Origin of the sequence: Shewanella abyssi (genome assembly GCF_023284025.1) — a bacterium.
In the GTDB taxonomy this organism is placed as follows: domain Bacteria; phylum Pseudomonadota; class Gammaproteobacteria; order Enterobacterales; family Shewanellaceae; genus Shewanella; species Shewanella abyssi.
Map to the genome: position 1 here is coordinate 17,809 of NZ_JAKIKR010000043.1, position 25,440 is coordinate 43,248.

At 46.0% G+C, this 25,440-nt stretch carries 15 protein-coding genes; 7 read left to right on the forward strand and 8 right to left on the reverse strand.

What is annotated here, in order from left to right:
- Positions 1 to 21: 21 nt before the first annotated feature.
- Entirely contained in the window at positions 22 to 582 is a 561-nt protein-coding gene (locus tag L2755_RS16475; protein WP_248981770.1) for a chalcone isomerase family protein, read from the forward strand.
- 138 nt (positions 583 to 720) lie between these two features.
- Here L2755_RS16475 and L2755_RS16480 read toward each other — a convergent pair whose 3' ends face one another.
- The gene (locus L2755_RS16480) at positions 721 to 1,335 is read right to left on the reverse strand and encodes a TetR/AcrR family transcriptional regulator (RefSeq protein ID WP_248981771.1); all 615 of its coding nucleotides are present in this window, start codon (positions 1,333 to 1,335) and stop codon (positions 721 to 723) included.
- A 161-nt stretch (positions 1,336 to 1,496) separates the two neighbouring features.
- Here L2755_RS16480 and L2755_RS16485 point away from each other — a divergent pair, with 161 nt between their 5' ends.
- The 4 genes from L2755_RS16485 to L2755_RS16500 all read left to right on the forward strand — a co-directional run bounded on the left by L2755_RS16485 (position 1,497) and on the right by L2755_RS16500 (position 8,785).
- A complete protein-coding gene (locus L2755_RS16485) occupies positions 1,497 to 2,609 on the forward strand; it encodes an efflux RND transporter periplasmic adaptor subunit (protein WP_248981772.1) in 1,113 nt (370 codons plus the stop codon).
- A 5-nt stretch (positions 2,610 to 2,614) separates the two neighbouring features.
- Positions 2,615 to 5,704, forward strand: a complete 3,090-nt coding sequence (locus L2755_RS16490) for an efflux RND transporter permease subunit (protein WP_248981773.1) — start codon at positions 2,615 to 2,617, stop codon at positions 5,702 to 5,704.
- A 282-nt stretch (positions 5,705 to 5,986) separates the two neighbouring features.
- A complete protein-coding gene (locus tag L2755_RS16495; protein ID WP_248981774.1) occupies positions 5,987 to 7,990 on the forward strand; it encodes a methyl-accepting chemotaxis protein in 2,004 nt (667 codons plus the stop codon).
- 384 nt (positions 7,991 to 8,374) lie between these two features.
- Positions 8,375 to 8,785, forward strand: coding sequence for a DoxX family protein (locus tag L2755_RS16500; protein WP_248981775.1), 411 nt, complete (start codon positions 8,375 to 8,377; stop codon positions 8,783 to 8,785).
- A 130-nt stretch (positions 8,786 to 8,915) separates the two neighbouring features.
- On the opposite strand, the gene cydX is transcribed toward L2755_RS16500, so the two are convergent.
- The 4 genes from cydX to purL all read right to left on the reverse strand — a co-directional run bounded on the left by cydX (position 8,916) and on the right by purL (position 16,848).
- A complete protein-coding gene (cydX, locus tag L2755_RS16505; RefSeq protein ID WP_248981776.1) occupies positions 8,916 to 9,032 on the reverse strand; it encodes a cytochrome bd-I oxidase subunit CydX in 117 nt (38 codons plus the stop codon).
- Between the two features lie 14 nt (positions 9,033 to 9,046).
- The gene (gene cydB, locus L2755_RS16510) at positions 9,047 to 10,186 is read right to left on the reverse strand and encodes a cytochrome d ubiquinol oxidase subunit II (RefSeq protein WP_248981777.1); all 1,140 of its coding nucleotides are present in this window, start codon (positions 10,184 to 10,186) and stop codon (positions 9,047 to 9,049) included.
- A gap of 15 nt (positions 10,187 to 10,201) precedes the next feature.
- On the reverse strand, positions 10,202 to 11,758 hold the full coding sequence (locus tag L2755_RS16515; RefSeq protein WP_248981778.1) for a cytochrome ubiquinol oxidase subunit I: 1,557 nt from the start codon (positions 11,756 to 11,758) through the stop codon (positions 10,202 to 10,204).
- 1,208 nt (positions 11,759 to 12,966) lie between these two features.
- Positions 12,967 to 16,848, reverse strand: a complete 3,882-nt coding sequence (gene purL / locus L2755_RS16520; RefSeq protein ID WP_248981782.1) for a phosphoribosylformylglycinamidine synthase — start codon at positions 16,846 to 16,848, stop codon at positions 12,967 to 12,969.
- A gap of 290 nt (positions 16,849 to 17,138) precedes the next feature.
- Between purL and mltF the strand changes: the two genes are divergently transcribed.
- On the forward strand, positions 17,139 to 18,560 hold the full coding sequence (mltF, locus tag L2755_RS16525) for a membrane-bound lytic murein transglycosylase MltF (protein WP_248981783.1): 1,422 nt from the start codon (positions 17,139 to 17,141) through the stop codon (positions 18,558 to 18,560).
- 264 nt (positions 18,561 to 18,824) lie between these two features.
- Here the strand turns inward: mltF and tadA are convergent, their stop codons facing one another.
- The 3 genes from tadA to guaB all read right to left on the reverse strand — a co-directional run bounded on the left by tadA (position 18,825) and on the right by guaB (position 22,682).
- Entirely contained in the window at positions 18,825 to 19,343 is a 519-nt protein-coding gene (gene tadA, locus L2755_RS16530) for a tRNA adenosine(34) deaminase TadA (protein WP_346348097.1), read from the reverse strand.
- 167 nt (positions 19,344 to 19,510) lie between these two features.
- Positions 19,511 to 21,088 (reverse strand): glutamine-hydrolyzing GMP synthase, encoded by a 1,578-nt coding sequence (gene guaA / locus L2755_RS16535; protein ID WP_248981779.1) that lies wholly within the window; start codon positions 21,086 to 21,088, stop codon positions 19,511 to 19,513.
- A 121-nt stretch (positions 21,089 to 21,209) separates the two neighbouring features.
- Entirely contained in the window at positions 21,210 to 22,682 is a 1,473-nt protein-coding gene (gene guaB, locus L2755_RS16540; RefSeq protein WP_248981780.1) for an IMP dehydrogenase, read from the reverse strand.
- 120 nt (positions 22,683 to 22,802) lie between these two features.
- On the opposite strand from guaB, the gene xseA reads away from it, so the two are divergent.
- Complete coding sequence (gene xseA, locus L2755_RS16545) at positions 22,803 to 24,140, forward strand: exodeoxyribonuclease VII large subunit (RefSeq protein WP_248981781.1); 1,338 nt, start codon at positions 22,803 to 22,805, stop codon at positions 24,138 to 24,140.
- The last annotated feature ends 1,300 nt before the right edge of the window (positions 24,141 to 25,440 follow it).

Sequence of the window (25,440 nt, forward strand, 5' to 3'; positions counted from 1 at the left end):
TATTTATTATTTGAGGTTTTTATGAAGTTTATCTCTACTATTGTTATTGCTGCCACGCTATTTTTGCCACTCTCTTTACAAGCAAAAGAGGTAGCCGGTGTTGAAGTGAATGAAACATTAACGTTTAACGAGCAACCGCTAGTACTTAATGGCGCGGGTGTCCGCAGTAAGTTTTTTATCGACCTTTATGTGGGTAGTTTATATGTCCCGACAACACTTGATAATACCGCAGCAGTAATAGCCGCCGATAACGTCGCTGTGAGACTCAATATTACCTCAGGTATGATTACTGCCGATAAGATGAAAGATGCCATCAACGAAGGGTTCGATGATGCAACCGATGGCAACACTGCGGCGATTCAACCCCAGATAGATCAATTTATGGGGCTATTTAGCGCTGAGATTGTCGATGGCGATCAGTTTACTTTTCTGGCAAGTAAAGCCTCTGGCGTCACGGCGTTTAAAAATGGCACAGCCCAAGCGACCATTATCAGCGAGCCGTTCCGTCAAGCACTACTCAATATTTGGCTAGGGGATGAACCGGCCCAAAATAGCTTAAAAAAAGCCATGCTGGGCAAGTAAATTTTGGCGTTTACTGCTGAGAACTTGTGAGTAAAAACCAAGGCGATAGCGCCTTGGTTTTCAATATCTTCCTTGCTGCCTTGTGGATTAAGCTCAAGTTCGCCATTAAAGAAGTCCCCCCCATAACCATTGGCTGGCTTATTTGACTCGGTAGGCGTTTAAAAACATCGAAACACTGCCCTCTATATATTCAGCTCTATCAGCTAAAAGGTCGCTTACATCTAAGCCGAGTTCTAGCTTCATTCTCATTTCACCAAACGTCATTAAGCAAAACCTTACCGCACAGTGTTGTGGGTTATCGAATTGATATCGACCCAATTTTGTCACCTTAATAAAGTAGTCCGTTAATATCCGCAGTATGTTTTCAGGACCTGCGCTGTAAAACAACTTAGAGATCTCAGGATGAGTATCGGCTTGTGACACGCAGGCTTTAAACACCGTAATCGCTTCTGCACTGGTGATGACCTCGGAAAAGTGTTTGGCAAACATGGCCAAATTGTCTTCAGGGGTTGCTGGATCCGACAACATCTCTTGGTTTACCCCATGAATAAGGCATTTAGATTCAATGGAGGCAACAAACAGATCGTCTTTGCAGCCAAAGTGTGAATACACCGTTTGCTTCGAGACCCCTGCCAGCTTAGCCACTTCGTCCATGCTGGTATTAGGGAAGCCCTGCCCGCAAAAAAGCTCTTTTGCAGCCAGTAATATTTGCTCTCTCTTTTGCTCACTACGACTCATCACAGGTGCATTCATTGGCGTTTACGCTCTTTTAAGGGGGCTGAAATAGCTCAATTAACTATTTAATCACAAAATGGACTAGACAGTCTAGTTCTTAAGAAATAGACTAGACAGTCTAGTTTAACGTTTTCTTTACGCTGTGTTAACCATTAACTTACTCAAACGGATTTTATAAAATGGATATTAAAAGGGCTTTGACTCGCCGTAAGCTGCTTATTAGCTTAGCTGTTGTTAGCTTTCTTTCTGCATGCCAGGATGCCCCCGTTGCGCCCCCTGAGGCGCCAAACTACCAATCCGTTAGCAGCAGTGAGTTAATTGCTGAATCATCCTACTCTTATGCTCAAGAGTTTTCTGGAACCATCCGCGCAGGCAACACCACAGGCGTTGGTTTTGAGTTAGCAGGTAAAATTAATGCACTCACTGTCGACAGTGGTGATAGCGTTGTTGAAGGTCAGCTGCTAGCCCAATTAGATACGCGACTTTTACAGGCTGAGAAAAATGAACTGCTTGCAAGTTTGGCGCAGAATAAAGCCGATTTAGATCTTGCAACCGCCACACTTAACCGTAGTCTCGAGCTTAAGAAGCAAGGTTATGTTTCTGAGCAACAACTTGATGAACTAAAAGGCCAACTCAATAGTTTACTGGCAGCAAAAAGCCGTTTTAACGCCGCGATTCAATCCAACCAGCTTAAGATTGAAAAATCAGATCTGCTCGCCCCTTTCAATGGCACCATTAGTAAGCGAAGTCATAACCTCGGTGAAGTTATTGCCCTCGGCAGCCCGGTATTTACCTTAATCCAACATCACAATGTGCAAGCTTATATCGGTGTGCCCATTGCTGTGTCTAGCACCTTAACCACTGGCCAACAGGTTGACTTACGCGTTAGAAATAAACGCTATCAAGCTAACATTGCCGGGATCGGCGCACAGCTAGATCCTGTGACTCGCACCGTAGAGCTAAGAGTGACACTGCCCTCTGATGCCGATGTCATTAATGGCGAGTTAAGCTACTTCGCTTACCAACATGCTATCGATACGGCAGGCTATTGGGTGCCAATATCCGCGCTTACCGATGGCATTCGCGGCCTGTGGAATATCTACGTGTTAACTCAAGACGGTGAACAACGTTTTCGCATCGAGCGCCGCGATGTTGAAATCATCTACACCGCAAAAGATAAAGCCTTCATCAATGGCGCCATAAAAGCTAACGAAGCTTATGTCGACCAAGGCTTACATAAGTTGGTTGCTGGCCAAATTGTGACTCGCCAAACTAACTTGGCAACGAGGTAATAAAGATGGTCAAAGCATTAGTTGAAAATGGCCGCTTAATTAGCTTGGTCATCGCATTATTACTGGTAGCAGGTTTAGGGGCAATTTCAAGCCTTCCACGCATGGAAGATCCCGATATTACCAACCGTTTCTCCTCCGTTATCACCCTATATCCTGGTGCATCGGCCGAGCGCGTCGAAGCGCTAGTGACTGAAGTACTCGAAAGTGAATTGAGGCGTTTAGAAGAGTTAAAGTTGGTGCAGTCAACCTCTCGCCCCGGTATTTCAGTCATTCAGCTTGAACTTAAAGATAATGTCTTAGAAACCGCGCCAGTGTGGTCTCGTGCTAGAGACATGATCGGCGACGCCAAAGGCTTACTGCCGAGTTCGGCACAAAATACCATACTCGATGACAAAGTCGGCTATGCCAATACCGCCATTTTAGGCATCGCATGGCGTGGTGAAGGTGCTGTTCGTACCGACATGTTAAATCGATATGCTAAAGAGCTACAGAGCCGACTGCGACTGTTAAACGGCACCAATTTTGTCAAACTGTATGGCCAGCCGACTGAGGAGATCTTAGTACAACTTGACGGCCACAAGGTCAATCAACTGCAGTTAACATCGAAGGGCATAGCGCAGATCCTGCAAAATGCCGACGCCAAAGTGTCTGCCGGTGAAATTAATAATGATAATTTCAGAGCCTTGATTGAGGTCTCCGGTGAACTCGATTCGATTGCACGTGTGCGTCAAGTGCCCTTAAAAGTGACCAGTAACGGACAGATCATTCGCTTAGGCGACCTTGCCAAGATCACTAGGCAACCTAAAACGCCCGCCAGCAGTATCGCACTGGTTGAGCAACAACAAGGTGTGATGGTGGCAGCACGCATGCTGAACAATACCCGCGTCGATCTTTGGCTCGAAAAAGTGCGCGTGGTTGTCGATGAGATGCAAGCGGGGATCCCAGCCAATATCGAAATCGAATGGCTGTTTGACCAAGAGCATTATACCACTGAGAGATTAAGCGGATTAGTCGGTAGCCTATTGCTAGGTTTCGTGATCATTCTGGCGGTATTAATGCTAACGCTCGGGCTTAGAAACGCTGTTATTGTGTCGTTGTCACTGCCATTAACCGCCCTATTTACCCTCGCTTGCATGAAATACATCGGACTGCCGATTCACCAGATGTCTGTCACCGGCTTAGTCGTTGCGTTAGGGATCATGGTCGATAACGCCATTGTCATTGTCGATGCTATTTCCCAGCGCAGACAACAAGGCAAAGACAAAATCCAAGCCGTTAAGGAGACACTGCAGCATCTATGGCTACCCTTGGCAGGTTCAACGATCACCACCATGTTAGCGTTTGCACCGATTGTATTGATGCCAGGTGCCGCGGGAGAGTTTGTTGGCGGTATCGCTATCTCAGTGATGTTTGCCCTGCTTGGTTCATTTATTATCTCCCACACTATTATCGCCGGACTCGCGGGGCGATTTGGGAGCGACGGCAAAGGCACTCAGTGGTATCACCATGGCATAAGACTGCCAGCGATGAGCAATGCCTTTAAGCGCAGTTTAACTTTTGCCTTATCGCGTCCATTACTCTCCGCGGTCGTCATTGGTGTATTGCCTGTGATGGGCTTTATTGCCGCAGGGCAAATGACCGAACAGTTTTTTCCGCCATCAGACAGGGATATGTTTCAAATCGAGGTCTACCTCGCGCCACATGTCAGCCTTGACAATACCCGTATTCAGGTCGAAAAAATGGATAGCGAGCTGCGTAAAACCGCGGGCATAACCCGCATTGATTGGGTTATTGGCGGCAATGCACCCTCTTTTTATTACAACCTACTACAACGGCAGCAAGGCGCCAGCCACTACGCCCAAGCCATGGTTAAGGTGCGTGACTTTGACACCGCCAACAAACTTATTCCGCAGCTGCAGAGATCCCTCGACTTAGCGTTCCCACAGGCGCAAGTTATTGTGAGAAAACTTGAACAAGGCCCGCCCTTTAACGCGCCGGTTGAGCTCAGAATATTTGGCCCTAACCTTGATCAGTTAAAGCTGCTCGGTGAGCAGGTAAGAAAGGTGCTGAGTGACACCAAGGACGTGATCCATACTCGCGCTACATTAAGTGCCGGTGCACCCAAGGTTTGGCTACAGGTCAATGAAGATGCAAGCTTAATGAGCGGTTTGTCGTTAACCGACATCGCCAAACAAGTTGAAATGGCGACCACAGGTATTAATGGTGGCAGTATATTAGAGCAAACGGAGTCACTGCCTATTAGAGTGCGCTTACACGACAGTACCCGAGAAGAGCAAACAAAACTGTCAGGTTTGATGCTGGTGTCGAGCAGTGGTAATAGTATTCCATTATCGGCAATATCGACCACCAAAATCGAGGTAAGCCGCGGCGCTATCCCTCGCCGTGATGGCCAACGCGTCAATACCATTGAGGCGTACATCACTAGCGGGGTATTACCCCAAGAAGTCTTGAACCACGCTAAAGACAAGCTCGACGCGATTGCGCTACCCAGTGGTTATAAAATTGAGGTGGGGGGTGAAAGTGCCAAACGCAATGAAGCTGTCGGTAATCTAATGTCTAACCTGGTGTTAGTGGTAACCTTGCTATTCGCCACCGTAGTACTGTCATTTAACTCGTTTAGGTTGACTGGCATTATACTGTTCAGCGCGATTCAGTCGGCTGGTCTTGGCTTACTGGCCGTTTATACCTTCGGTTATCCGTTTGGCTTTACCGTTATTATCGGTTTACTCGGCTTAATGGGACTGGCGATTAACGCTGCTATCGTGATTTTAGCGGAGCTTGAAGAGGTGCCTGCCACTCGTGATGGCAACGTGCAAGTGATTGTCGAACTCGTCAGTAGTTGTGGTCGCCATATCGGCTCAACCACGATTACCACGATTGGCGGCTTCTTACCTTTGATTATCGCTGGCGGCGGCTTCTGGCCACCCTTTGCCATCGCCATCGCAGGCGGTACACTGCTTACCACCCTGTTATCGCTGGTGTGGGTACCGACGATGTATCATTTAATTATGCGCCCTAAAAAAACCACAGAGAGCGATTCTTCTTTACCGTTAATGACCAACACCAGCACTTAATACATCATTAATCATCCCTTAGTGGAAGGCATAACGTTAGGGTCCCATTAAATACGACCATCATTTGTCCTTGTAAATAGAGGACAAATGATGCTTCTACAGCAACAACCTAAACTTTGATAACCAGCTGTTCCCATACAGATCCACCAGAATAGCCACATTAGTCGCTTAATTTTTTAGCATTTTAGCTAAAACGACTTAAGTATTAGACCTACATCAAATAAATTATCCTTAATTTCCATTAGATTAACCGCAACATCCTACAGATAACATTAACCTGTCATGAAATATAAAAATTGGCCAGTGGCCAAACAGATTGGATTTGTCACCTTTATTCTCAGCATCATTGTTTTTGGCGCATTAGGCATGACCTCGTATATTTCTGCCTCGAATGTGTTAACCGAGAAAGCAGAAACGGCAATGCAGGCTCAAATGCACGGCACCGCCGATCTTATCGAACTGCAATACAACAGTTTATTAGCGCTCGCCCACCGCAATGCCGATGTTTTTAGAGCCATGTATCCTGGCAACTTTCATAAACCCAATAGAACCGTGCGGGTACTGGGTAAAGACACTCCGTCGCTGGTTCATGAGCGCCAACAAGTTAACTCATCAAAAAGTAAAGTTGATCGCTATGCTAATTTAACGGGCGGCAACGCCACGGTGTTTGTTAGAGATGGTGATGATTTTTTACGAATTGCAACATCGCTAAAGAAAGCTAATGGTAAGCGCGCTTTAGGCACTTATTTAGGGAAAAAACACCCTGGTTACAATAGATTACTGCAGGGGAAGATCTATGAGGGCTATACTCGCCTATTCGGTAACGATTATATGGCAGTATATCGCCCGATTAAAAGTGCCGCTGGTGAGGTGATAGGGATCCTCTATATCGGCTTCGATATCAGCGACTCATTGACACAGCTGCGGAGTTCAACCAACTCGCTGCGCCTCGAAGAAACCGGTAGTTTTCTTATTATACGTAAGTCAGATCAAACCATTGTCGCCCACCCCGGTCATGAGATTGGCGCTGAAGTTGACAAAAGTGTGCTCGATGGTATCACTGTAGATCAAGCATTAACCGATCGAGGCTCATGGGAGTACCTCGATAGCAATGGTGATAAATCCTATGCTTACACTCTCAATATACCAGGTTGGAACTGGGCGTTAGTCGGTCAGGTGCCGATGAAAGAGCTCAATGAAGAAAGTGCTAAATTGCTAACCATTAATTTGATTTTTAGCACCATCGGTTTATTAGCCATCACCATACTGCTCTCGCTTATTTTACTCAGAACGCTTAAGCCGCTGCGACAGCTTGAAGTTCAGCTCGATAATTTAGGTAGAGGCGATCTGTCACAAAGCTTTGCAAATACCGACAGTAACTCAAATAACGAGGTCGACAAAATCACCCAAAGCGCCGCTAGAATGGCCACTAACCTAAGAGAACTTATCATTTCGCTGCAGCAATCGGTAACTTCACTGCAAGAGCATGCGCTGCAAACGCAAGAAACCGCCAGGCTTAATGGTGAAGAGTCTCAAGCGTTAATGGCGCAGACAGATCAAATTGCCACCGCAATTGAAGAGATGTCGGCTTCCGTGCGTGATGTTGCCAACCATGCAAGCGAAGGTGCGCTTATGAGCCAGCAAGTGGATTCAGCCACTCAAAATGGCCTCGACCGTCTCAATCAACTTGTTATCGATCTACAAAGCCTTAGCGAACAGCTGGCGAGGAGTCACAGTAGTGTTGAGCTTGTCAGTCAAGAGAGCATAGCGATTAGCCAAGTTACCGAGGTGATCAACAGTATTGCAGAGCAAACTAACTTGCTGGCACTCAATGCCGCCATTGAAGCCGCTAGAGCGGGCGAGCAAGGTCGTGGATTTGCCGTTGTTGCCGATGAGGTACGTACCTTAGCCCAGCGCACCCAAACATCAACATCTGAAATTTCGCACACTATTACCCAGTTGCAAAATCAAGTCAAAGCCACTGAAGCTCAAATGAATCAAAGCAATGAACTTGGTGACCGCTCGGCAATTCAAGGTAAAGAAGCCACCGAACTGCTTATTACCATCACCGAAAGCATTGGTGAGCTAGCTATCGCATCGAGCAGCATTGCCAGCGCCACCGAACAACAAAGCGCAGTCGCTGAGGAGATAACCCGTAATCTACATCAGATCACTGAACTTGCCAGAGATGGCGAACAACGTTCTGGTGATACCGTCAATTCAGCTGAAGATCTTGCCGTTATCGCTAATGATATTAAGCAAAAAATCAGTGTGTTTAAGGCGTAATTCAGCTCAATTAAAATGAGTAGATCTCATTGTGACCTAGACCGCTTCTGAGTCACTTAAAGTAAAAGTAACAGCCTAAGCTGTTACTTTTACGATAGTGATAGCCACAGCGACTTCCAGCCCCCAAAATGTTTCGCCTTCCCGCTCATCATTTCTGCAATAACTGTTCTTTCAAGTGCGAGCAATCGAACTAGTATCACCCTCTAACATGGCGTGTTTGCCTCTAGTCATTTTGCCATGAGGATCAGGAAAATCATTCAATTTACAACCATGATCCCTGTTGATAGTTTTACTGGGATCATTTAATTGATTTATCTATACCCATCCTACTCGAAGATGCTCGTTTCAGAGGCGATGGGTTTATATGGACATAGGGAGTTTAAAATGGACAAAACGAAAACGAAAGAGGAAGTCGCATTCATTTTTTTGCGGGTTATCGTAGCAATTATTATCGCCAGTCACGGCTGGCATAGGCTGCTCAGCGGCGGTTATGAGCCATTTGGAGGCTGGTTAACCAGTCAAGGGTTCCCATTGGGTCTAGCCATAGCATGGGCAATTACACTGTTTGAAATCATCGGTTCTCTCTTCCTGTTGATGGGGAAACAGCTACCCTATATTTGCGCCAGTTATATGGTGATATATATCAGTGGAATATTTCTAGTCCACCTAGAGCATGGTTGGTTTGTTGTCGGTTCAGGAACCAATGGTATCGAATACAGTACTTTGCTAGTGGTCTCATTGCTTTGCATCGGTTATCCGCATATGAATAAAAAAGATAAACTCAAAGCGCTGTAGTTAACCTCGATAAAGACACTGAGAAGTGGACCCTAGATCCTCAGAGTCACTAAACATCACAGTCTGGTTCATCCTCATAAAAAAAGCCCCGCTATGCGGGGCTTTTTAGAACCATTCAATTAATCAGAAGTTAATCTTCTTTCTCAATATCTCGATCCATATTTTCAGTATTTTCAAGCCAAAGTGCGTTGATAATACCAAAGGAACAGGCTAACAACACGCCTAAAATCCAAGCAAAATACCACATAGTCTAGGCTCCTATTAATACAGTGAGGTCTTATTCTTTTCGATGAAGTCGCGTGATAAGCGGCCAAACATCTTCAAATAAGTCCAAATGGTGTAGCTTAGTACGATAGGGACAAAGATGATTGCAGCCCATGTCATTACCGTTAGTGAGACTTCGCTCGCGGTGGCATCCCACATGGTCAAACTGACGTTTGGCTCTAGTGATGATGGCATAACAAATGGGAACATTGCTGCACCACAAGTTAAGATAACCGCCGCTATACCGATTGAGCTGAAGAAGAACGCAAAACCAGAACGGTTCATTCGACTTGATAGCAATACTAAGATTGGCATTAATAAGCCCAATACTGGGAACAACATCGTCAGCGGATACTTGTCATAGTTAACCAACCATGCACCCGCTTCAACCGCAACAGTCTTAAGTGTCGGATCTGATACACCATAAGTATCGATTATCGAGGTAACCACATAACCGTCGATACCGTTCGCTAGCCATACGCCTGCAGCGCCGAAGAACACAAACAGCAATACCGATAGTAACTGTGACATCTTAGTGGCACGAACACGTAGCTCGCCTTCTGTCTTCATCTGCAACCAAGTCGAACCTTGCAGCATGAACATGCTTACGCACACAAGACCTGCAAGTATCCCAAATGGATTCAATAGACCGAAGAAACCACCGTAGTAGGTTGCACGTAGGTATTCGTCAAAGTTAAACGGTACCCCTTGCAATAAGTTACCAAAGGCGACACCGATAATCAGCGGCGGAACAAAGCCACCGACAAACAGTGCCCAATCCCATGACTTACGCCATCTTGGATCTTCAATCTTTGAACGGTAATCAAAGCCTACAGGTCTTAGGAATAACGCAAACAATACCAACATCATTGCGACATAAAAACCTGAGAAAGAAACCGCATAGACCGTAGGCCAAGCCGCAAACAATGCACCTGCACCAGTGATTAACCAAACTTGGTTACCGTCCCAATGGGGGGCGATAGAGTTAATCATGATACGACGTTCAGTGTCATCCTTACCGATAATCGGTAATAATGCCCCCACCCCCATATCGAAGCCATCAGTGACAGCAAAACCGATGAGCAGCACACCCACAAGTGCCCACCAGATAAATCTTAACATTTCATAATCAAACATAATCAGATCTCCAGTTTAAGCATCAAGCTTTTCAAAGTGATAGCGACCAGTCTTCAAACAACTTGGACCTTGACGCACAAACTTAATCATTAGAAAAAGCTCAATCACTAACAAGATTGAGTAGAAAACAGTGATAGAAATGATACTGAACAACAGATCGTTAACCGACAAGCTTGAAGCTGACATATAGGTCGGTAACACTTCTGAGATAGTCCAAGGCTGACGGCCATATTCAGCCACAAACCAACCACACTCGATAGCGATCCAAGGCAGAGGTAAGCTGTAAAGTGCCGCTTTAAGTACCCATTTTTTCTCTTCAATCTGATGACGTGTGCTTTGCCAGAATGCCGCAGCAAACACGAACAACATCAATATGCCAGCGCCAACCATCACGCGGAAAGACCAGAACATAGGCGCTACGCTTGGAATGGAGTCAGCCGCAGCCGCTTTGATCTGCTCTTCAGTCGCATCAACCACTTTGTCGGTGTAACGTTTGAGCAAGAAACCATAACCTAAATCATCTTTCGACGCTTCAAATGCAGCTCTGATTTCAGCCGTTTCGTTACCATTTCGAAGTTGTTCAAGTAAACCGTATGCCACCATACCGTTACGAATACGTACTTCATGCTCAGCAATTAAGTCTTTGATACCCGTCACTTCTTCATCAAGTGAACGCGTGGCGATAATACCCATTGCGAATGGAATTTTAATCGCATAATCAGTGTGCTGCGTTTCCTGGTTAGGAAAGCCGACGACTGTAAATGCTGCAGGTGCTGGCTCAGTGTGCCATTCAGCCTCAATGGCGGCGAGTTTAACCCGCTGTACTTCACCGACTTTATAACCCGACTCATCACCGAGTACGATAACAGACAGAATAGACGCCATACCAAAGCTTGCAGCGATAGCAAAAGAGCGTCGAGCAAACGGTAGGTCTCGCTTCTTCAAGATGTAGTACGCACTGATCGCCAATACGAACATTGCACCGGCAACATAGCCTGATGCTACAGTGTGAACAAACTTCACCTGTGCAACGGGGTTAAATAACACTTCTCCCCAGCTAGTCATCTCCATACGCATGGTTTCGTAGTTGAACACCGAACCGACTGGGTTTTGCATCCAACCGTTAGCCACCAAAATCCACAGCGCAGACATGTTAGAGCCAAGGGCGACTAACCAAGTTATCGCCAGATGCTGACGTTTGCTAAAGCGATCCCAGCCAAAGAAGAACATGCCGACCAAGGTCGACTCGAGGAAAAAGGCCATTAAGCCTTCAATCGCGAGTGGCGCGCCAAAAATGTCGCCAACATAATGTGAAAAGTATGACCAGTTGGTGCCGAACTGAAATTCCATTGCCAGGCCAGTAGCTACGCCGAGTGCAAAGTTAATACCGAATAACTTACCCCAGAACTTGGTCATATCTTTATAGATCTGCTTATTGGTCATCACATAGAGTGATTCCATAATGGCTAACAAAAATGCTAGCCCCAAGGTCAAGGGAACAAATAGGAAGTGATACATGACCGTCATCGCAAACTGAAAGCGCGACAGCTCAACAACCTCTTCTAAAATCATTTGTGACTCCTTAGGTGGTGCGTCCAATTACTGCTGTTAGATCCCCATCAACAACAGTAACTGCCTATATAGGAAGAGTAGTGCAGTAAACTGGGCAATCTTAATAAAAAGCCCACTTAAATGCGTCTGTTTGTTTAATTCATCAATCTTGTAATTTAAAGCGCGAAAAACCATCAAGCGATAGCTTGCTGTCACAGTATTATCCGTTAACGTGATCAAGATCCCAAACTGACAAATGCGAAACGAACAAATCAGTTAGTATCAGTCACTTGTATTGAAAAACAACTATATCCGCAGTGAATTTATACCATTCAAAATTGATTCAAATCAATCAATGCATTCGATTTCAACGGGTTTTGGGCTGGAGCACACAGTTCTACCCAACTCACCATTGACAGTATATTACCCTCATGCTAGGAAAGCCAACCACAGGGATAAAAAGCCAAGATTACATCGTTAACAAGCGAATTTACCACCAACCAAATATAAATAACAAACAGTCAAGAATATAAGTTAGTATTTATATCTCATAACATTTACCGCAAAGACCACTGACCACTTTTAAGTCATGCAAAACAAATAGTTACAACACAACACGCAAGAGTCAGCTCATTAACCACATAATATTGGATTATAAAATCTAATCCTTATGAATATTTTTTCTCGTTTGATGAAAAACATTGTTTCCCATAGAATGAGCACCAAGTTAAGGAGACAGTGAAGCTGCCCTGGTGAAGTTACCCGGAAACACTGACTCCGCTTACATCATCAACCAAGCGTGGAGATACGATTATGAATACATTTTTTGAGCGTCTAGTTAGCCGCTATCAGCGTGTTTTCGTTGAGCTTTATACCTCAAGAGAGCGTTAATTTACGTTTTCTTTGCAAGATTAATCTTGAAGTTTTGTTAGCGCAAAGCGGCCACTCTTAGCAATAGGAGTGGCTTTTTAATATTTAAAAGCCACTCTTTCCATAAGTTCGCCTTTCCATTAGCTTTTCTCGCTAACCTGCAATAACTTTACCTAGTCATTCGGCAATCTCTAACAACTATAAAACAGCTTAATTAAGCATTACATGCATCGCTAAACTTAAGCTAATAGCCTGTTTAACTACTCTTTTTTTCATCTCAATTTTAGTTAAAAAAAAAGCCCCTAACATTTAGGGGCTTTAAATTGCTTAATTGTCACGCTAAATTGCGCTAATGCTAATTAACCAATTGATTTTCTAACGTTACGGAACATTCTCATCCATGGGCTATCTTCACCCCAAGAATCTGGATGCCATGAGTTGGCGACCGTTCTAAATACACGCTCTGGATGCGGCATCATAATGGTGACACGGCCATCGGTTGAGCTCAGTGCGGTAATCGCATTTGGCGAACCGTTAGGGTTTTGTGGGTATTGAGTGGCGATTTGACCATTACCGTCGACATAGCGCAGTGCAATGGTGCCAGAGGCTTCTGCGGCTGCTAATGCTGCCGGTGATGCAAACTCTGCACGACCTTCGCCATGAGAGACTGCAATCGGCATACGTGAACCTTCCATACCTTGGAAGAACAACGATGGACTCTTTTGTACTTCAACCAAACTAAAGCGCGCTTCAAAACGCTCAGAGCGGTTACGTACAAAGTGTGGCCATAGTTCAGTACCTGGAATGATGTCTTTTAGGTTAGACAACATCTGACAACCGTTACACACACCGAGAGAGAAACTATCGTTACGCTCGAAGAACTGGCTAAACTGCTGTTGAGCACGCTCATTGAACAAAATAGACTTAGCCCAACCTTCGCCAGCACCCAGCACATCACCGTAAGAGAAGCCACCACAAGCCACTAGGCCTTGGAACGTTTCTAAGCTGATACGACCGCTTAGAATGTCGCTCATGTGAACATCTGTCGATTCAAAGCCTGCACGATCAAATGCCGCGGCCATTTCGATATGCGAGTTAACCCCTTGCTCACGAATGATAGCCATCTTTGGGGCTGCACCTTTTAAGATAAACGGCGCAGCAACGTCTTCGCTAGGATCAAAACTTAGATCAACAGTAAGACCAAGGTCGTTATTGTCTTGTTTAAGCGCATGCTCCTCTTTGGCACACTCTGGATTATCGCGCAGTGACTGCATGCGATAAGTGGTTTCAGCCCACATAGTTCGCAATGATGTACGTGACTCCGTTAAGATCTCACGCTGACCATCAAAGATAGCGATTTGATCGGTATCGTTGAGCGTCGCTACTTTATGGCAAGGCACACCCACAGCGGTAAACTGAGCACTAATCGCGGCAGACTGTTCACGGTTCACCTGGATAACAGCACCCAGTTCTTCGTTAAATAGCCGCTCAACGTCAGTCCCTGTTAAGGCACTTAAATCGATATTTAGGCCTGTGTGACCGGCAAATGCCATTTCAACGAGTGTGGTGTATAAGCCACCGTCACTTCTATCGTGATAAGCAATAATTGATCTGTCGGCGACTAAAGGCTGGATCACTTCAAAGAAACCTTTTAAGGTCGCTGAGTTATCCAGATCTGGCGCGACATCACCCAGTTCACTGTACACTTGCGCTAAACAAGAGCCGCCAAGGCGATTCTGACCAAGCCCTAAATCTAACAGCAATAGCTCACTATCACCTTTATCGGTGCGTAGTTCTGGTGTCACAGTGTTGCGAATGTCCTGAACCACACCAAAGGCGGTGATCACCAGTGACATTGGTGAGGTAACCGCTTTTTGAACGCCGTTATCTTCCCATGCTGTCTTCATCGACATTGAGTCTTTGCCCACTGGGATGGTCAGTGACAACTCAGGGCATAACTCTTCACCAATCGCTTTCACGGCTTCATACAGACCCGCATCTTCACCAGGGTGACCCGCAGGTGACATCCAGTTAGCAGATAATTTGATGCGCTTGAATGAACCAATATCAGTACCGGCGATATTTAAAATTGATTCCGCTACCGCCATACGAGCCGATGCGCCAAAGTCGAGCAGTGCCAGCGGCGTACGCTCACCTATCGACATGGCTTCACCCACATAGGCGTCATAGCTTGACGCTGTCACGGCACAATCGGCAACAGGAACCTGCCATGGGCCCACCATTTGGTCACGATTAACCAAACCGGTTACCGTTCTATCACCAATGGTGATCAGGAAGGTTTTCTCTGCAATCGTCGGTAAACGTAGCAAACGATGCGCCGCTTCTTTAACTTCAATCACACTTTGATCCAGTGCTGCCGAGTTGGCTTTAGCACTGACAACATCGCGGCTCATCTTAGGGGCTTTACCTAACAAGACCTCTAATGGCAGCTCAATGGGGTGATCGTCGAAGTGTTCATCAGTTAGGATCAGCTCTTTCTCTGCCGTCGCGACACCGACAACCGCAAACGGTGCCCGTTCGCGCTCACAAATGGCGACAAACACGGGTAAATTCTCAGGGGCAATTGACATAACGTAGCGCTCTTGCGACTCGTTACACCAGATCTCAAGCGGGCTCATGCCCGGCTCATCCGAGGGTACGTTACGCAGCTCAAACTTACCGCCGCGGCCACCATCATTGACTAGCTCAGGGAAGGCATTTGATAAACCGCCAGCACCCACATCATGGATAAATTGAATTGGGTTTTCATCACCCATCTGCCAACATCTATCGATGACTTCTTGGCAACGACGTTCCATCTCAGGGTTTTCACGCTGAACGGAAGCAAAATCTAAGTCTTCGCTCGATTGGCCCGATGTCATTGAAGACGCCGCACCACCACCAAGACCGATGTTCATTGCAGGGCCACCGAGCACGACGAGCTTGGCGCCGACGGTGATCTCGCCTTTTTGCACATGGTCTTCGCGAATGTTGCCTAAACCACCGGCAAGCATAATCGGCTTGTGGTAACCACGCACTTCAACGCCATTGTGGCTGTTAACTTCCTGCTCATAGGTACGGAAATAACCCACCAGTGCAGGACGACCAAACTCGTTGTTAAATGCCGCGCCGCCCAGTGGGCCTTCTGTCATGATATCGAGTGCAGTAACAATGCGATCGGGTTTGCCATAATCGGCTTCCCACGGTTGCACAAAACCTGGAATTTTAAGGTTTGAAACGCTAAAACCGGTAAGACCTGCTTTTGGCTTAGAACCACGACCGGTAGCGCCTTCATCACGAATTTCACCACCGGAACCTGTGGCAGCGCCTGGGTAGGGGCTAATAGCCGTCGGGTGGTTATGGGTTTCGACCTTCATCAAGATATGCATAGGCTCAGTGTGGTAAGCATATACACCCTCTTGGTTAGGGAAGAATCGACCCGCTGTCTCACCCGTCATCACCGCGGCATTATCTTTATAAGCCGATAAGACATTATCGGGGGTGACAGCCATGGTGTTCTTAATCATCTTGAACAATGATTTAGGCTGTACTTTGCCATCAATTGTCCAATCAGCATTGAAAATTTTATGACGACAATGCTCAGAGTTTGCTTGGGCAAACATCATTAACTCAACATCGTGTGGGTTACGCCCTAGCAGCTTAAAGTTCTCAACAAGGTAATCGATTTCATCTTCAGCTAATGCCAGCCCTAACGTAGTGTTAGCCAGTTCAAGTGCGCTGCGTCCTTGCCCAAGAATATCAACGCTGCTGAATTTTGCCGGTTCTGTACGAACAAACAGTATATCGGCGGCATTAAAGTCAGTTAAGATCACTTCGACCATGCGGTCATGTAACAGTGCAAATAACGTCTTTTCTTGTTCAGCTGTCAACTCGTCAGCGACAACGTAGTAAGCGATACCACGCTCTAATCGCAATACTTTGTCGAGTCCACAGTTGTGGGCGATATCCGTTGCTTTTGAAGACCAAGGAGAAATTGTACCGGGACGGGGGGTGACAAAATGGAGGCTACCTTCTGGCTGGTGTGCTTCAATAGCAGGGCCATAGGTTAAGATTTTTTCAAGCTGTTGAGTTTCATTTTCATCTAGTGATTCTTTCAAATCAGCTAAGTGGATAAACTCGGCATAGATTTGGCGCACAGGTAGTGCTGCCGATCCACAAGCTTCCATCAGCTTCTGTACTCTAAACGCCGAAAGTGCAGGGGCTCCGCGAATGATCTCCATCACGTCTTTTCACCTTATAAATTATAATTGCAGGGTCAGATCTGGCGCTATTATAGGGAAATGTTTACCACAAATCATTAGCAGTCGCTGTCGAAAACAGTGTTTCCTGTATAGGAAAAAGCGCTCTCTGTTTTTTGTCGATTTGCTGAGCAAATTTGCAGCAAAATCTCGATTTAGGGTCATAATAAAATAGCAGCCTAATTGAAAAGCGGCGTTTTTTTACCCTATAGCAGAATGTGGTATAATCGACGACTATTTCTTTATATTTTAAGCGCTAACCAATAACAATGATGAAAAGACTTTTGCTTGTTTTTACCTGCATAATCCTACTGGCAGCCTGCCAGAAGGTGGCAGTGGAGCAAGAAAAAGTCCACGTTATAGCCCCTAAAACAGAATTAGTGGTTGGCACTATGTTTGGCCCGCAGATCTACTTTAGCTCTGGTCAAGGTGACTCTGGTTACGATTTTGAGATGGCTGAGCGTTTTGCCACATACTTAAATCTAGAGCTGAAGATGCAGCCCTACGGCAATATCAGTGACCTTTATAATGCACTAAGGCGTGGCGAAATTGATTTGATTGCAGCAGGCCTTGCTGATACACCAGCAAGAAGAGAGCAGTTTCGTGTTGGTCCACCTTTATACCGAGTCAACCAAGTCTTAGTTTATCGTCAGGGCACGCCGCAGCCTAAAGACATTAACGACTTACAGGGCGATATTACCGTTATTAGCGACTCTTCATTTGTCGACACCTTAACTGAACTGCAAAAATCTAACCCTGATCTTGTTTGGAGTCAGGAAAAAGATAAGGATGCCGAAGAGTTGCTCACCATGATAGCCGCTGGCGAGCTACTCTATACCATTGCCGACTCGACCAGTTTAGATATTAACAGACGCTTTATGCCTGAGTTACGTCAAGGGCCTATCTTGAAAGAAAAACAACCCGTAGTGTGGTTACTGCCGCCCAATAATAGTGACCGTCTTATGAGCCAGCTATTAGCGTTTTGGCATATTGAAAAGCGCAGTGGCACCCTCGCCCATCTGAACGAAAAATATTTTGCTCACGTAAAGCGCTTTGATTACGTCGACACACGCGCCTTTATACGTGCCATCGATAATAAGCTGCCAAAATATCAAGCGGCCTTTGAAAAATACGCGGGGGGGATTGATTGGCGCAAGCTTGCCGCGACCGCCTACCAAGAATCACATTGGAACCCCAATGCACGCTCACCAACTGGTGTGCGTGGATTAATGATGCTCACCCTGCCCACAGCAAAACAGGTGGGAATTAAAAATCGCCTTGACCCTTTTCAAAGCATCCAAGGCGGCGCTAAGTATCTCAACAGTATGCTTGAGCGTCTGCCCGACTCTATACCAGAGAGTCAGCGGATGTGGTTTGCACTGGCGTCATATAACATTGGTTTGGGCCATGTGGAAGATGCTCGTAAACTCGCCCAATCCATGGGGCTGAATCCGAGTGCTTGGCGCGATATAAAAGAGGTGTTACCGCTGCTACAAAAGCGTAAACATTACCAGAAAACCCGTTATGGTTATGCTCGCGGCAATGAAGCAGTACACTATGTCGATAGTATCCGTCGTTATTACGATACGTTAGTGTGGATTGATAACCAGAATATTTTGCTTGAGCTAAAGGAAGATGTAACGCAAACTGCCGACAGCGGAAAAGCAATAATCGACAGTGTTCAACCACAGTAATGGGTTATTAAGCACATTTTTCACGTCGATTCAGCTAAAGTTCATCGCACTGGGTTAAACTATTTGTCTTATCAAAAAATCAGGAGAGTTCAACATGAGAAAAAAAGCAATTAACAATATGGCCGCTCGTCGTCGTACACTATTAAAAACTCGTCACTTTAAAACCCTTAGCAGGCATAAACAGTTCTTTGCCGTTATCAGACCTTTGGATTAGCTCAAGGCGCCTTACTTAGCAAGCCGAACCTTTACCAACACACGTCACTCTTATCGCTTAGCGCACTCTTCAGCAGCCAATTTAGCCAGTGCTTTTACCGCTTTTTTCTCTTTTCTTCGGCGTCTAAAGAACGCACTTAATTGCTCGCTACAAGCGGCCTCACATACGCCAGCCGTCACCTCAACTTTATGATTAAAAGCCTCGTGACGTACGATGTCAATCACGGTGCCTGCAGCGCCCGTTTTCTCGTCATTAGCACCGAAGACTAATCGGCTAATTCTTGAATGAACAATGGCGCCAGCGCACATGGCACACGGCTCTAACGTGACATACAAGGTGCTATCAAGTAGACGATAATTTTGTAACACTTTACCCGCCTGGCGAATACACTGCATTTCGGCATGGGCGCTTGGATCGTGTAAACCAATGCTGTAATTAAAACCGCCACTGATCACTGCACCGTCTTTGACCAGCACGGCGCCAACCGGCACCTCGCCTTTCTCTTCCGCTTTAGCGGCCATCTGCATCGCCATCATCATAAAACGGCTATCTTCATTAGCTTGCGCTATCTCTGCTGCAGATGAAAACTTATCGGCTTGTGTTGTATCTGTACTATCGCTATCTGACAATCTGCTCTCCAGCCTACATTAACCTTAATCAGGCGTATTCTATCAATTGTGGTACAAAATAAAAAAGGTGCCGTAGCACCTTTTATCAATCTATTAATCGCTAACTATTATTCCCACTCAATTGTCGCAGGCGGCTTACCTGAGATATCGTAAACAACACGTGAGATGCCATCGACTTCATTGATGATCCGATTAGAAACACGGCCTAAGAAATCATAGGGTAAGTGCGCCCAATGTGCTGTCATAAAGTCGATAGTTTCTACCGCCCGTAAGGAAACAACCCAATCGTATTTACGGCCATCACCCATGACGCCTACAGAACGTACCGGCAGGAACACTGTGAACGCTTGGCTCACTTTATTATAAAGATCAGCGTTATGTAGCTCTTCGATGAAAATCGCATCGGCTAAACGTAACAAGTCGCAATACTCTTTCTTCACTTCGCCAAGTACACGTACCCCAAGACCAGGCCCTGGGAACGGGTGACGATAAAGCATGTCATATGGCAGACCTAACTCTAAACCAATTTTACGCACTTCATCTTTAAACAACTCGCGCAGTGGCTCAACTAAGCCCATCTCCATATCATCTGGCAACCCGCCAACGTTATGGTGTGACTTAATCACATGGGCTTTACCGGTGGCGCTACCCGCAGATTCAATCACATCCGGGTAAATAGTGCCTTGAGCAAGCCATTTAGCATTAGCGCATTTCTTTGACTCTTCGTCGAAGATCTCAACAAAGACTCGGCCGATGATTTTGCGTTTTGCTTCTGGATCTGCTTCGCCAGCCATCTGCTCTAGGAAACGATGCTCTGCATTGACGTGAACAATCTTAAGGCCAAAGTGATCGCCAAACATATCCATCACTTGCTCTGCTTCGTTTAAACGTAACAGACCGTTATCAACGAACACACAAGTCAACTTATCGCCAATCGCGCGATGCAGCAGCATTGCCACTACTGATGAATCAACACCACCTGATAAACCTAAGATAACTTCATCGTTACCGATCTGTTTTTTAAGCTTCTCAATCGCATCTTCAATAATTGATGACGATTTCCAATTCGCAAGGCAGCCGCAGATCTCTAAAGCGAAATGCTCCAGCATACGTTTACCCTGGCGAGTGTGGGTCACCTCAGGGTGGAATTGTACACCGTAGAATTTTTTATCTTCGTTGGCCATAGCCGCAAATGGACATGTCTCAGTCGTTGCGACGGTGACAAAACCCGCAGGGATTGCAGACACCTTATCGCCGTGGCTCATCCATACGTCAAGCAGTGGTTTGCCCGTTTCACCGATGGCATCTTCAATGCTTTTGAACAGTGCTGATTCAGTTTGCACTTCAACTTGGGCGTAACCAAACTCACCTTCGCCAACACCTTGAATCACTTTACCGCCAAGCTGCTCAGACATGGTTTGCATGCCGTAACAAATTCCAAGTACTGGAACGCCAGCGTTAAATACATATTCAGGGGCACGTGGAGAGTCTTTGGCAGTCACACTTTCTGGACCACCGGCTAAGATAATGCCATTAGGTGCAAAACCACGAATTTGCTCTTCGGAAACATCCCAAGCCCAAAGTTCACAATAAACACCGATTTCACGAATACGGCGGGCAATCAATTGGGTGTATTGCGATCCAAAGTCGAGGATGAGGATCTTATGCTCATGAATATTGCTCATGGGGTACCTTATCTTTATAGTTTTATTTAACAATTGTTGTAGGTAAAAACTTGCGCCGTGAGTAGGCCAGTCTTTTAACACATAAATAAAAGGCGACAGTGACTGTCGCCTTTATCAAAGCTTAAGAACCTGAACGGTAGTTCGGCGCTTCTTTGCTGATAGTCACATCGTGAACATGGGACTCGCCCATGCCTGCGGAGGTGATTTTCACAAATTCAGCTTTTTCATTAAGATCTTTAATGGTGGCACAACCGGTTAGACCCATACATGAACGCAAACCGCCTATGTGCTGGTGAATGATCTCTTTTAGCTTACCTTTGTAAGCCACGCGACCTTCAATACCTTCTGGCACTAACTTGTCTGCTGCGTTATCGCTTTGGAAATAACGGTCAGATGAACCTTGTGTTTGCGTCATTGCGCCAAGAGAACCCATACCACGGTATGACTTATAAGCACGGCCGTTGTATAGTTCTGTCTCGCCAGGTGCTTCATCAGTGCCGGCAAACATAGACCCCGCCATGATGCATGATGCACCAGCAGCCAAGGCTTTAGCCAAATCGCCAGAGAAACGAATACCGCCATCGGCGATAACTGGGATATTAAGATGCTTAACTGCTTCAGCTGCATCGGAAACCGCGGTGATCTGCGGTACGCCAACACCGGTAACGATGCGAGTGGTACAGATAGAACCAGGGCCAATGCCAACTTTAACCGCGTTAACACCGGCTTCAACGAGGGCTAATGCACCTTCAGCTGTGGCTACGTTACCGCCAACAATCTGTAGTTCTGGATATTTAGCACGGGTATCTCGGATACGCTGCAGAACGCCTTCAGAGTGACCATGAGATGAATCGATAAGCAATACATCGACACCGGCGATAACAAGCGCATCAACGCGCTCTTCATTACCAGGTCCTGCGCCAACGGCAGCGCCAACACGTAGTCGACCTAACTCGTCTTTACAGGCATTAGGCTTACGCTCAGCTTTTTGGAAATCTTTAACGGTGATAAGACCTTTAAGCTTAAAGTTATCATCGACCACCAGTACTTTCTCAACACGGTGAGAATGCATTAGCGTTTGAACTTCATCAAGCTTAGTGCCTTCAGGCACTGTCACTAGACGATCTTTAGGGGTCATCACCTGATCAACAGTACGGCTCCAATCAGTGATAAAACGCACGTCACGGCCGGTAATGATACCGACCAATTCGTGTGCTTCGTTCACAACAGGGTAACCCGCAAAACCGTTTTTAACAGTGAGTACTTTTAGATCGGCAAGGGTGGTGGTTGGCGTCACAGTGACTGGCTGCTGAACAATACCCGCTTCGTAAATTTTTACTTTGCGAACTTCTTCAGCTTGTTGTTCAATCGTCATATTCTTATGGATAAATCCTAAACCACCTTCTTGAGCAATCGCAATTGCTAAGCGTGCTTCTGTGACGGTATCCATCGCAGCTGACACTATAGGCGTGTTTAGTTCTATCTTATTTGTTAGACGTGTTTTGACAACGGCAGTATTTGGGAGGACGGTGGAGTGCGCTGGAACTAGCAACACATCATCAAACGTTAGCGCTTCTTTCTTTAATCTTAACATGCAACATCTCCCCAAGAGAGTAGGATTTAGAGGTGAAATATTGCGGCGAGATTATACCTTGCATATTAGGGTTGGTAAATGGAAAATAGGCATTAATTCGCATTTGTGTGTAAATAAATCATGAAAACCTCAAAAAACAATGTTTATACCGTCTCTCGGCTCAATGGTGAAGTCAGACAACTTCTTGAGGGACAGTTAGGCCGAATTTGGCTAAATGCTGAAATTTCAAACTTTGCCGCCCCGGGTTCTGGTCATTGGTATTTGACCCTTAAAGACAATTTTTCGCAAATACGTTGCGCCATGTTCAAAGGCCGCAACCAAGCGGTGACTTTTCGTCCCGTCAATGGCCAGCAGGTTTTGGTAAAAGGCAATATTAGTGTCTATGAACCAAGAGGCGATTACCAGTTACTGATTGAATCAATGCTGCCAGCGGGCGATGGTTTACTGGCGCAGCAGTATGAAGCGCTGAAAATGAAGCTCGCCGCTGAAGGCATGTTTGCTGCTGACACCAAGCGGCCATTACCGAAAAACATACAACGCATTGGTGTTGTGACCTCCCCTACTGGCGCGGCGATTCGCGACATATTGCACGTATTAGCAAGGCGCGATTCATCGGTAGAAGTGATCATCTATCCAACGCCAGTTCAAGGCGTTGACGCCGCCAAAAGCATCTGTAGCGCCATCAACATCGCCAACACCCGTGCTGAGGTCGATGTATTACTGGTCACCCGCGGCGGTGGTTCATTAGAGGACTTGTGGAGCTTTAACGACGAAGGCTTAGCCCATACGATCTATAACAGTGGTATTCCAGTAGTCTCCGCAGTGGGTCATGAAGTCGATACCACCATCAGTGATTATGTCGCCGACCTGCGCGCGCCGACCCCATCAGCGGGTGCTGAACTATTATCAAATGATGCCGACAACAAGGCGCAAACGCTAACGGCTGTGCTCTCTCGATTACAACAAAGCTGGCAGCACTATCAGTTAAAGCAGCAAAATAGACTGCAAACTTGCGAGCATAAGCTGCAAAAGCAAGATCCACAGCGACGCTTGCAAACCTATGAGCAAACCTTCGACGAGATGCAACTTAGGCTGCAAAAAGCACTGCAGTCAAAACTGCACGCTTTGACACTAAAGCAGCAGCAATTGAGTAATCGACTCGACAACCAATCGCCACAGCATCGATTGAACTTGGAAAGCCAGCGATTGAGTTATCTTGGTGACAAGCTAACCACACTAATGACCGATAAGTTAAACATGAGCGAGCAACGTATCAGCCATCGCGCTCAGCAGTTAGACACAGTGAGTCCACTGGCGACATTGAGCCGAGGCTATAGTATTACCTTAAATGGCAAAGGTAAGGTGCTACAGACCGCTGACGATACGCTTGTGGGGGATACGTTGACGACACGTCTTCGAGATGGCAGTGTGACTTCAACGGTTGTTGAGGTTAGTTAGCTTTAATTCAGCCTGTTAGGGTTGAATACAATTTCCATTTTAGAACAGTGTTCAAACTTCGTTTGAGATGGCATACAGCTAATCAAACTTCGTTTGATAAAGGTCGTGGGATTCCATCCCACACCCGGCCAAAAAGGGGAAAGCGCTTGTCCCCCTTTTGGATATCCCTCAGCGCCCCGGCAAAATTTCCAACGGGGAAGATGGGTGTTACTTGTCAGCTATAGATTAACTATCTAACTTCTTAGTCTTAAACTGAAAACTCAAATGCCGAGAGTTTGCGCTTTTCGAAATCAGTGTGGATGCGGCTGAGGCCTTCGAAAACAGGACGTTTTCGTTGAGCCCACAAGGACGTGCTCGCGGCGCGCCTCAGTTGCGTCTGCACATACGCCTGCCGCAGGCAATTGGAACCACTTAGGGGTGAAGCTAAATCACATCTGACCCATAGGGATATGGGAAATGTCGTTATGATGTCGGGAACATCATCGACCATGTGATCACGACATTCGGACATCCTGTCCAGCACCTGCCGCAGGCAATTGGAACCACTTCGGTCAGCAGCTAAAGCATTTATGCCCCATTGTGTGCTGGCTGCAATATCAGTTATTGCTTTTTCAAATCAGAATCAACGTCAACGTCGTGGTGCTTCGCCCATTCTTGTAATCAAGAGTAGAGCCAAGGGGTAAAGCGCTTATACCCGCTCTTGATTTCATAAGAGTCGAACCCTCAGCGCCCCGGCGAAATTTAAACAGCAAAATTTCCAACGGGGAAGATGGGTGTTATCTGTTAGTTTGAATTTATAGTTGAGCTTTCGTGTTTTCTGATGGATAACTCGAATGCCAGATGATTATGCTTTTATAACCCAGTGTAGATGCGGCTGAGGCCGTCGAAAACAGGGACGTTTTCGTTGAGCCCACAGGGACGTGCTTGCGGCGAGCCACAGTCGCGTCTGCACATACGCCTGCCGCAGGCAATTGGAACCATTTTAGCTTAAAGGTAACTCGCTTCTGCCCCATTGTGAGTTGGCAGATAATGTTATCTACTCGAGAACAATAGCATTGAGACATATAAAAACTAATCGAATTTTGATTGAAAGGCTTGGTAAAGAGGTTGAGTCATGTGTCATTTCTGTTTTTCAAAATTGAGCTGAAATGACACGAAATTATGATCACGATTAAATCTTACTCTGACCCTGACGAATCCCCACAAAAAGATAAATGAAAATAATGAGATAGATAAAATAGTAAGGAACATTCATGGCATTTGGTGATCAAATTTATCGCCAAACAAAAGTTACCACGAG

Excerpts from the sequence above, each read along its gene's own strand:
- L2755_RS16495 (WP_248981774.1), top strand. The coding sequence starts at position 5,987 with ATGAAATATAAAAATTGGCCAGTGGCCAAACAGATTGGATTTGTCACC.
- mltF (WP_248981783.1), top strand. The coding sequence starts at position 17,139 with ATGAAAAGACTTTTGCTTGTTTTTACCTGCATAATCCTACTGGCAGCC.
- L2755_RS16500 (WP_248981775.1), top strand. The coding sequence starts at position 8,375 with ATGGACAAAACGAAAACGAAAGAGGAAGTCGCATTCATTTTTTTGCGG.
- cydB (WP_248981777.1), bottom strand. The coding sequence starts at position 10,186 with ATGTTTGATTATGAAATGTTAAGATTTATCTGGTGGGCACTTGTGGGT.
- L2755_RS16485 (WP_248981772.1), top strand. The coding sequence starts at position 1,497 with ATGGATATTAAAAGGGCTTTGACTCGCCGTAAGCTGCTTATTAGCTTA.
- L2755_RS16490 (WP_248981773.1), top strand. The coding sequence starts at position 2,615 with ATGGTCAAAGCATTAGTTGAAAATGGCCGCTTAATTAGCTTGGTCATC.
- L2755_RS16480 (WP_248981771.1), bottom strand. The coding sequence starts at position 1,335 with ATGAATGCACCTGTGATGAGTCGTAGTGAGCAAAAGAGAGAGCAAATA.
- purL (WP_248981782.1), bottom strand. The coding sequence starts at position 16,848 with ATGGAGATCATTCGCGGAGCCCCTGCACTTTCGGCGTTTAGAGTACAG.
- xseA (WP_248981781.1), top strand. The coding sequence starts at position 22,803 with ATGAAAACCTCAAAAAACAATGTTTATACCGTCTCTCGGCTCAATGGT.
- L2755_RS16475 (WP_248981770.1), top strand. The coding sequence starts at position 22 with ATGAAGTTTATCTCTACTATTGTTATTGCTGCCACGCTATTTTTGCCA.
- L2755_RS16515 (WP_248981778.1), bottom strand. The coding sequence starts at position 11,758 with ATGATTTTAGAAGAGGTTGTTGAGCTGTCGCGCTTTCAGTTTGCGATG.
- cydX (WP_248981776.1), bottom strand. The coding sequence starts at position 9,032 with ATGTGGTATTTTGCTTGGATTTTAGGCGTGTTGTTAGCCTGTTCCTTT.
- guaB (WP_248981780.1), bottom strand. The coding sequence starts at position 22,682 with ATGTTAAGATTAAAGAAAGAAGCGCTAACGTTTGATGATGTGTTGCTA.
- guaA (WP_248981779.1), bottom strand. The coding sequence starts at position 21,088 with ATGAGCAATATTCATGAGCATAAGATCCTCATCCTCGACTTTGGATCG.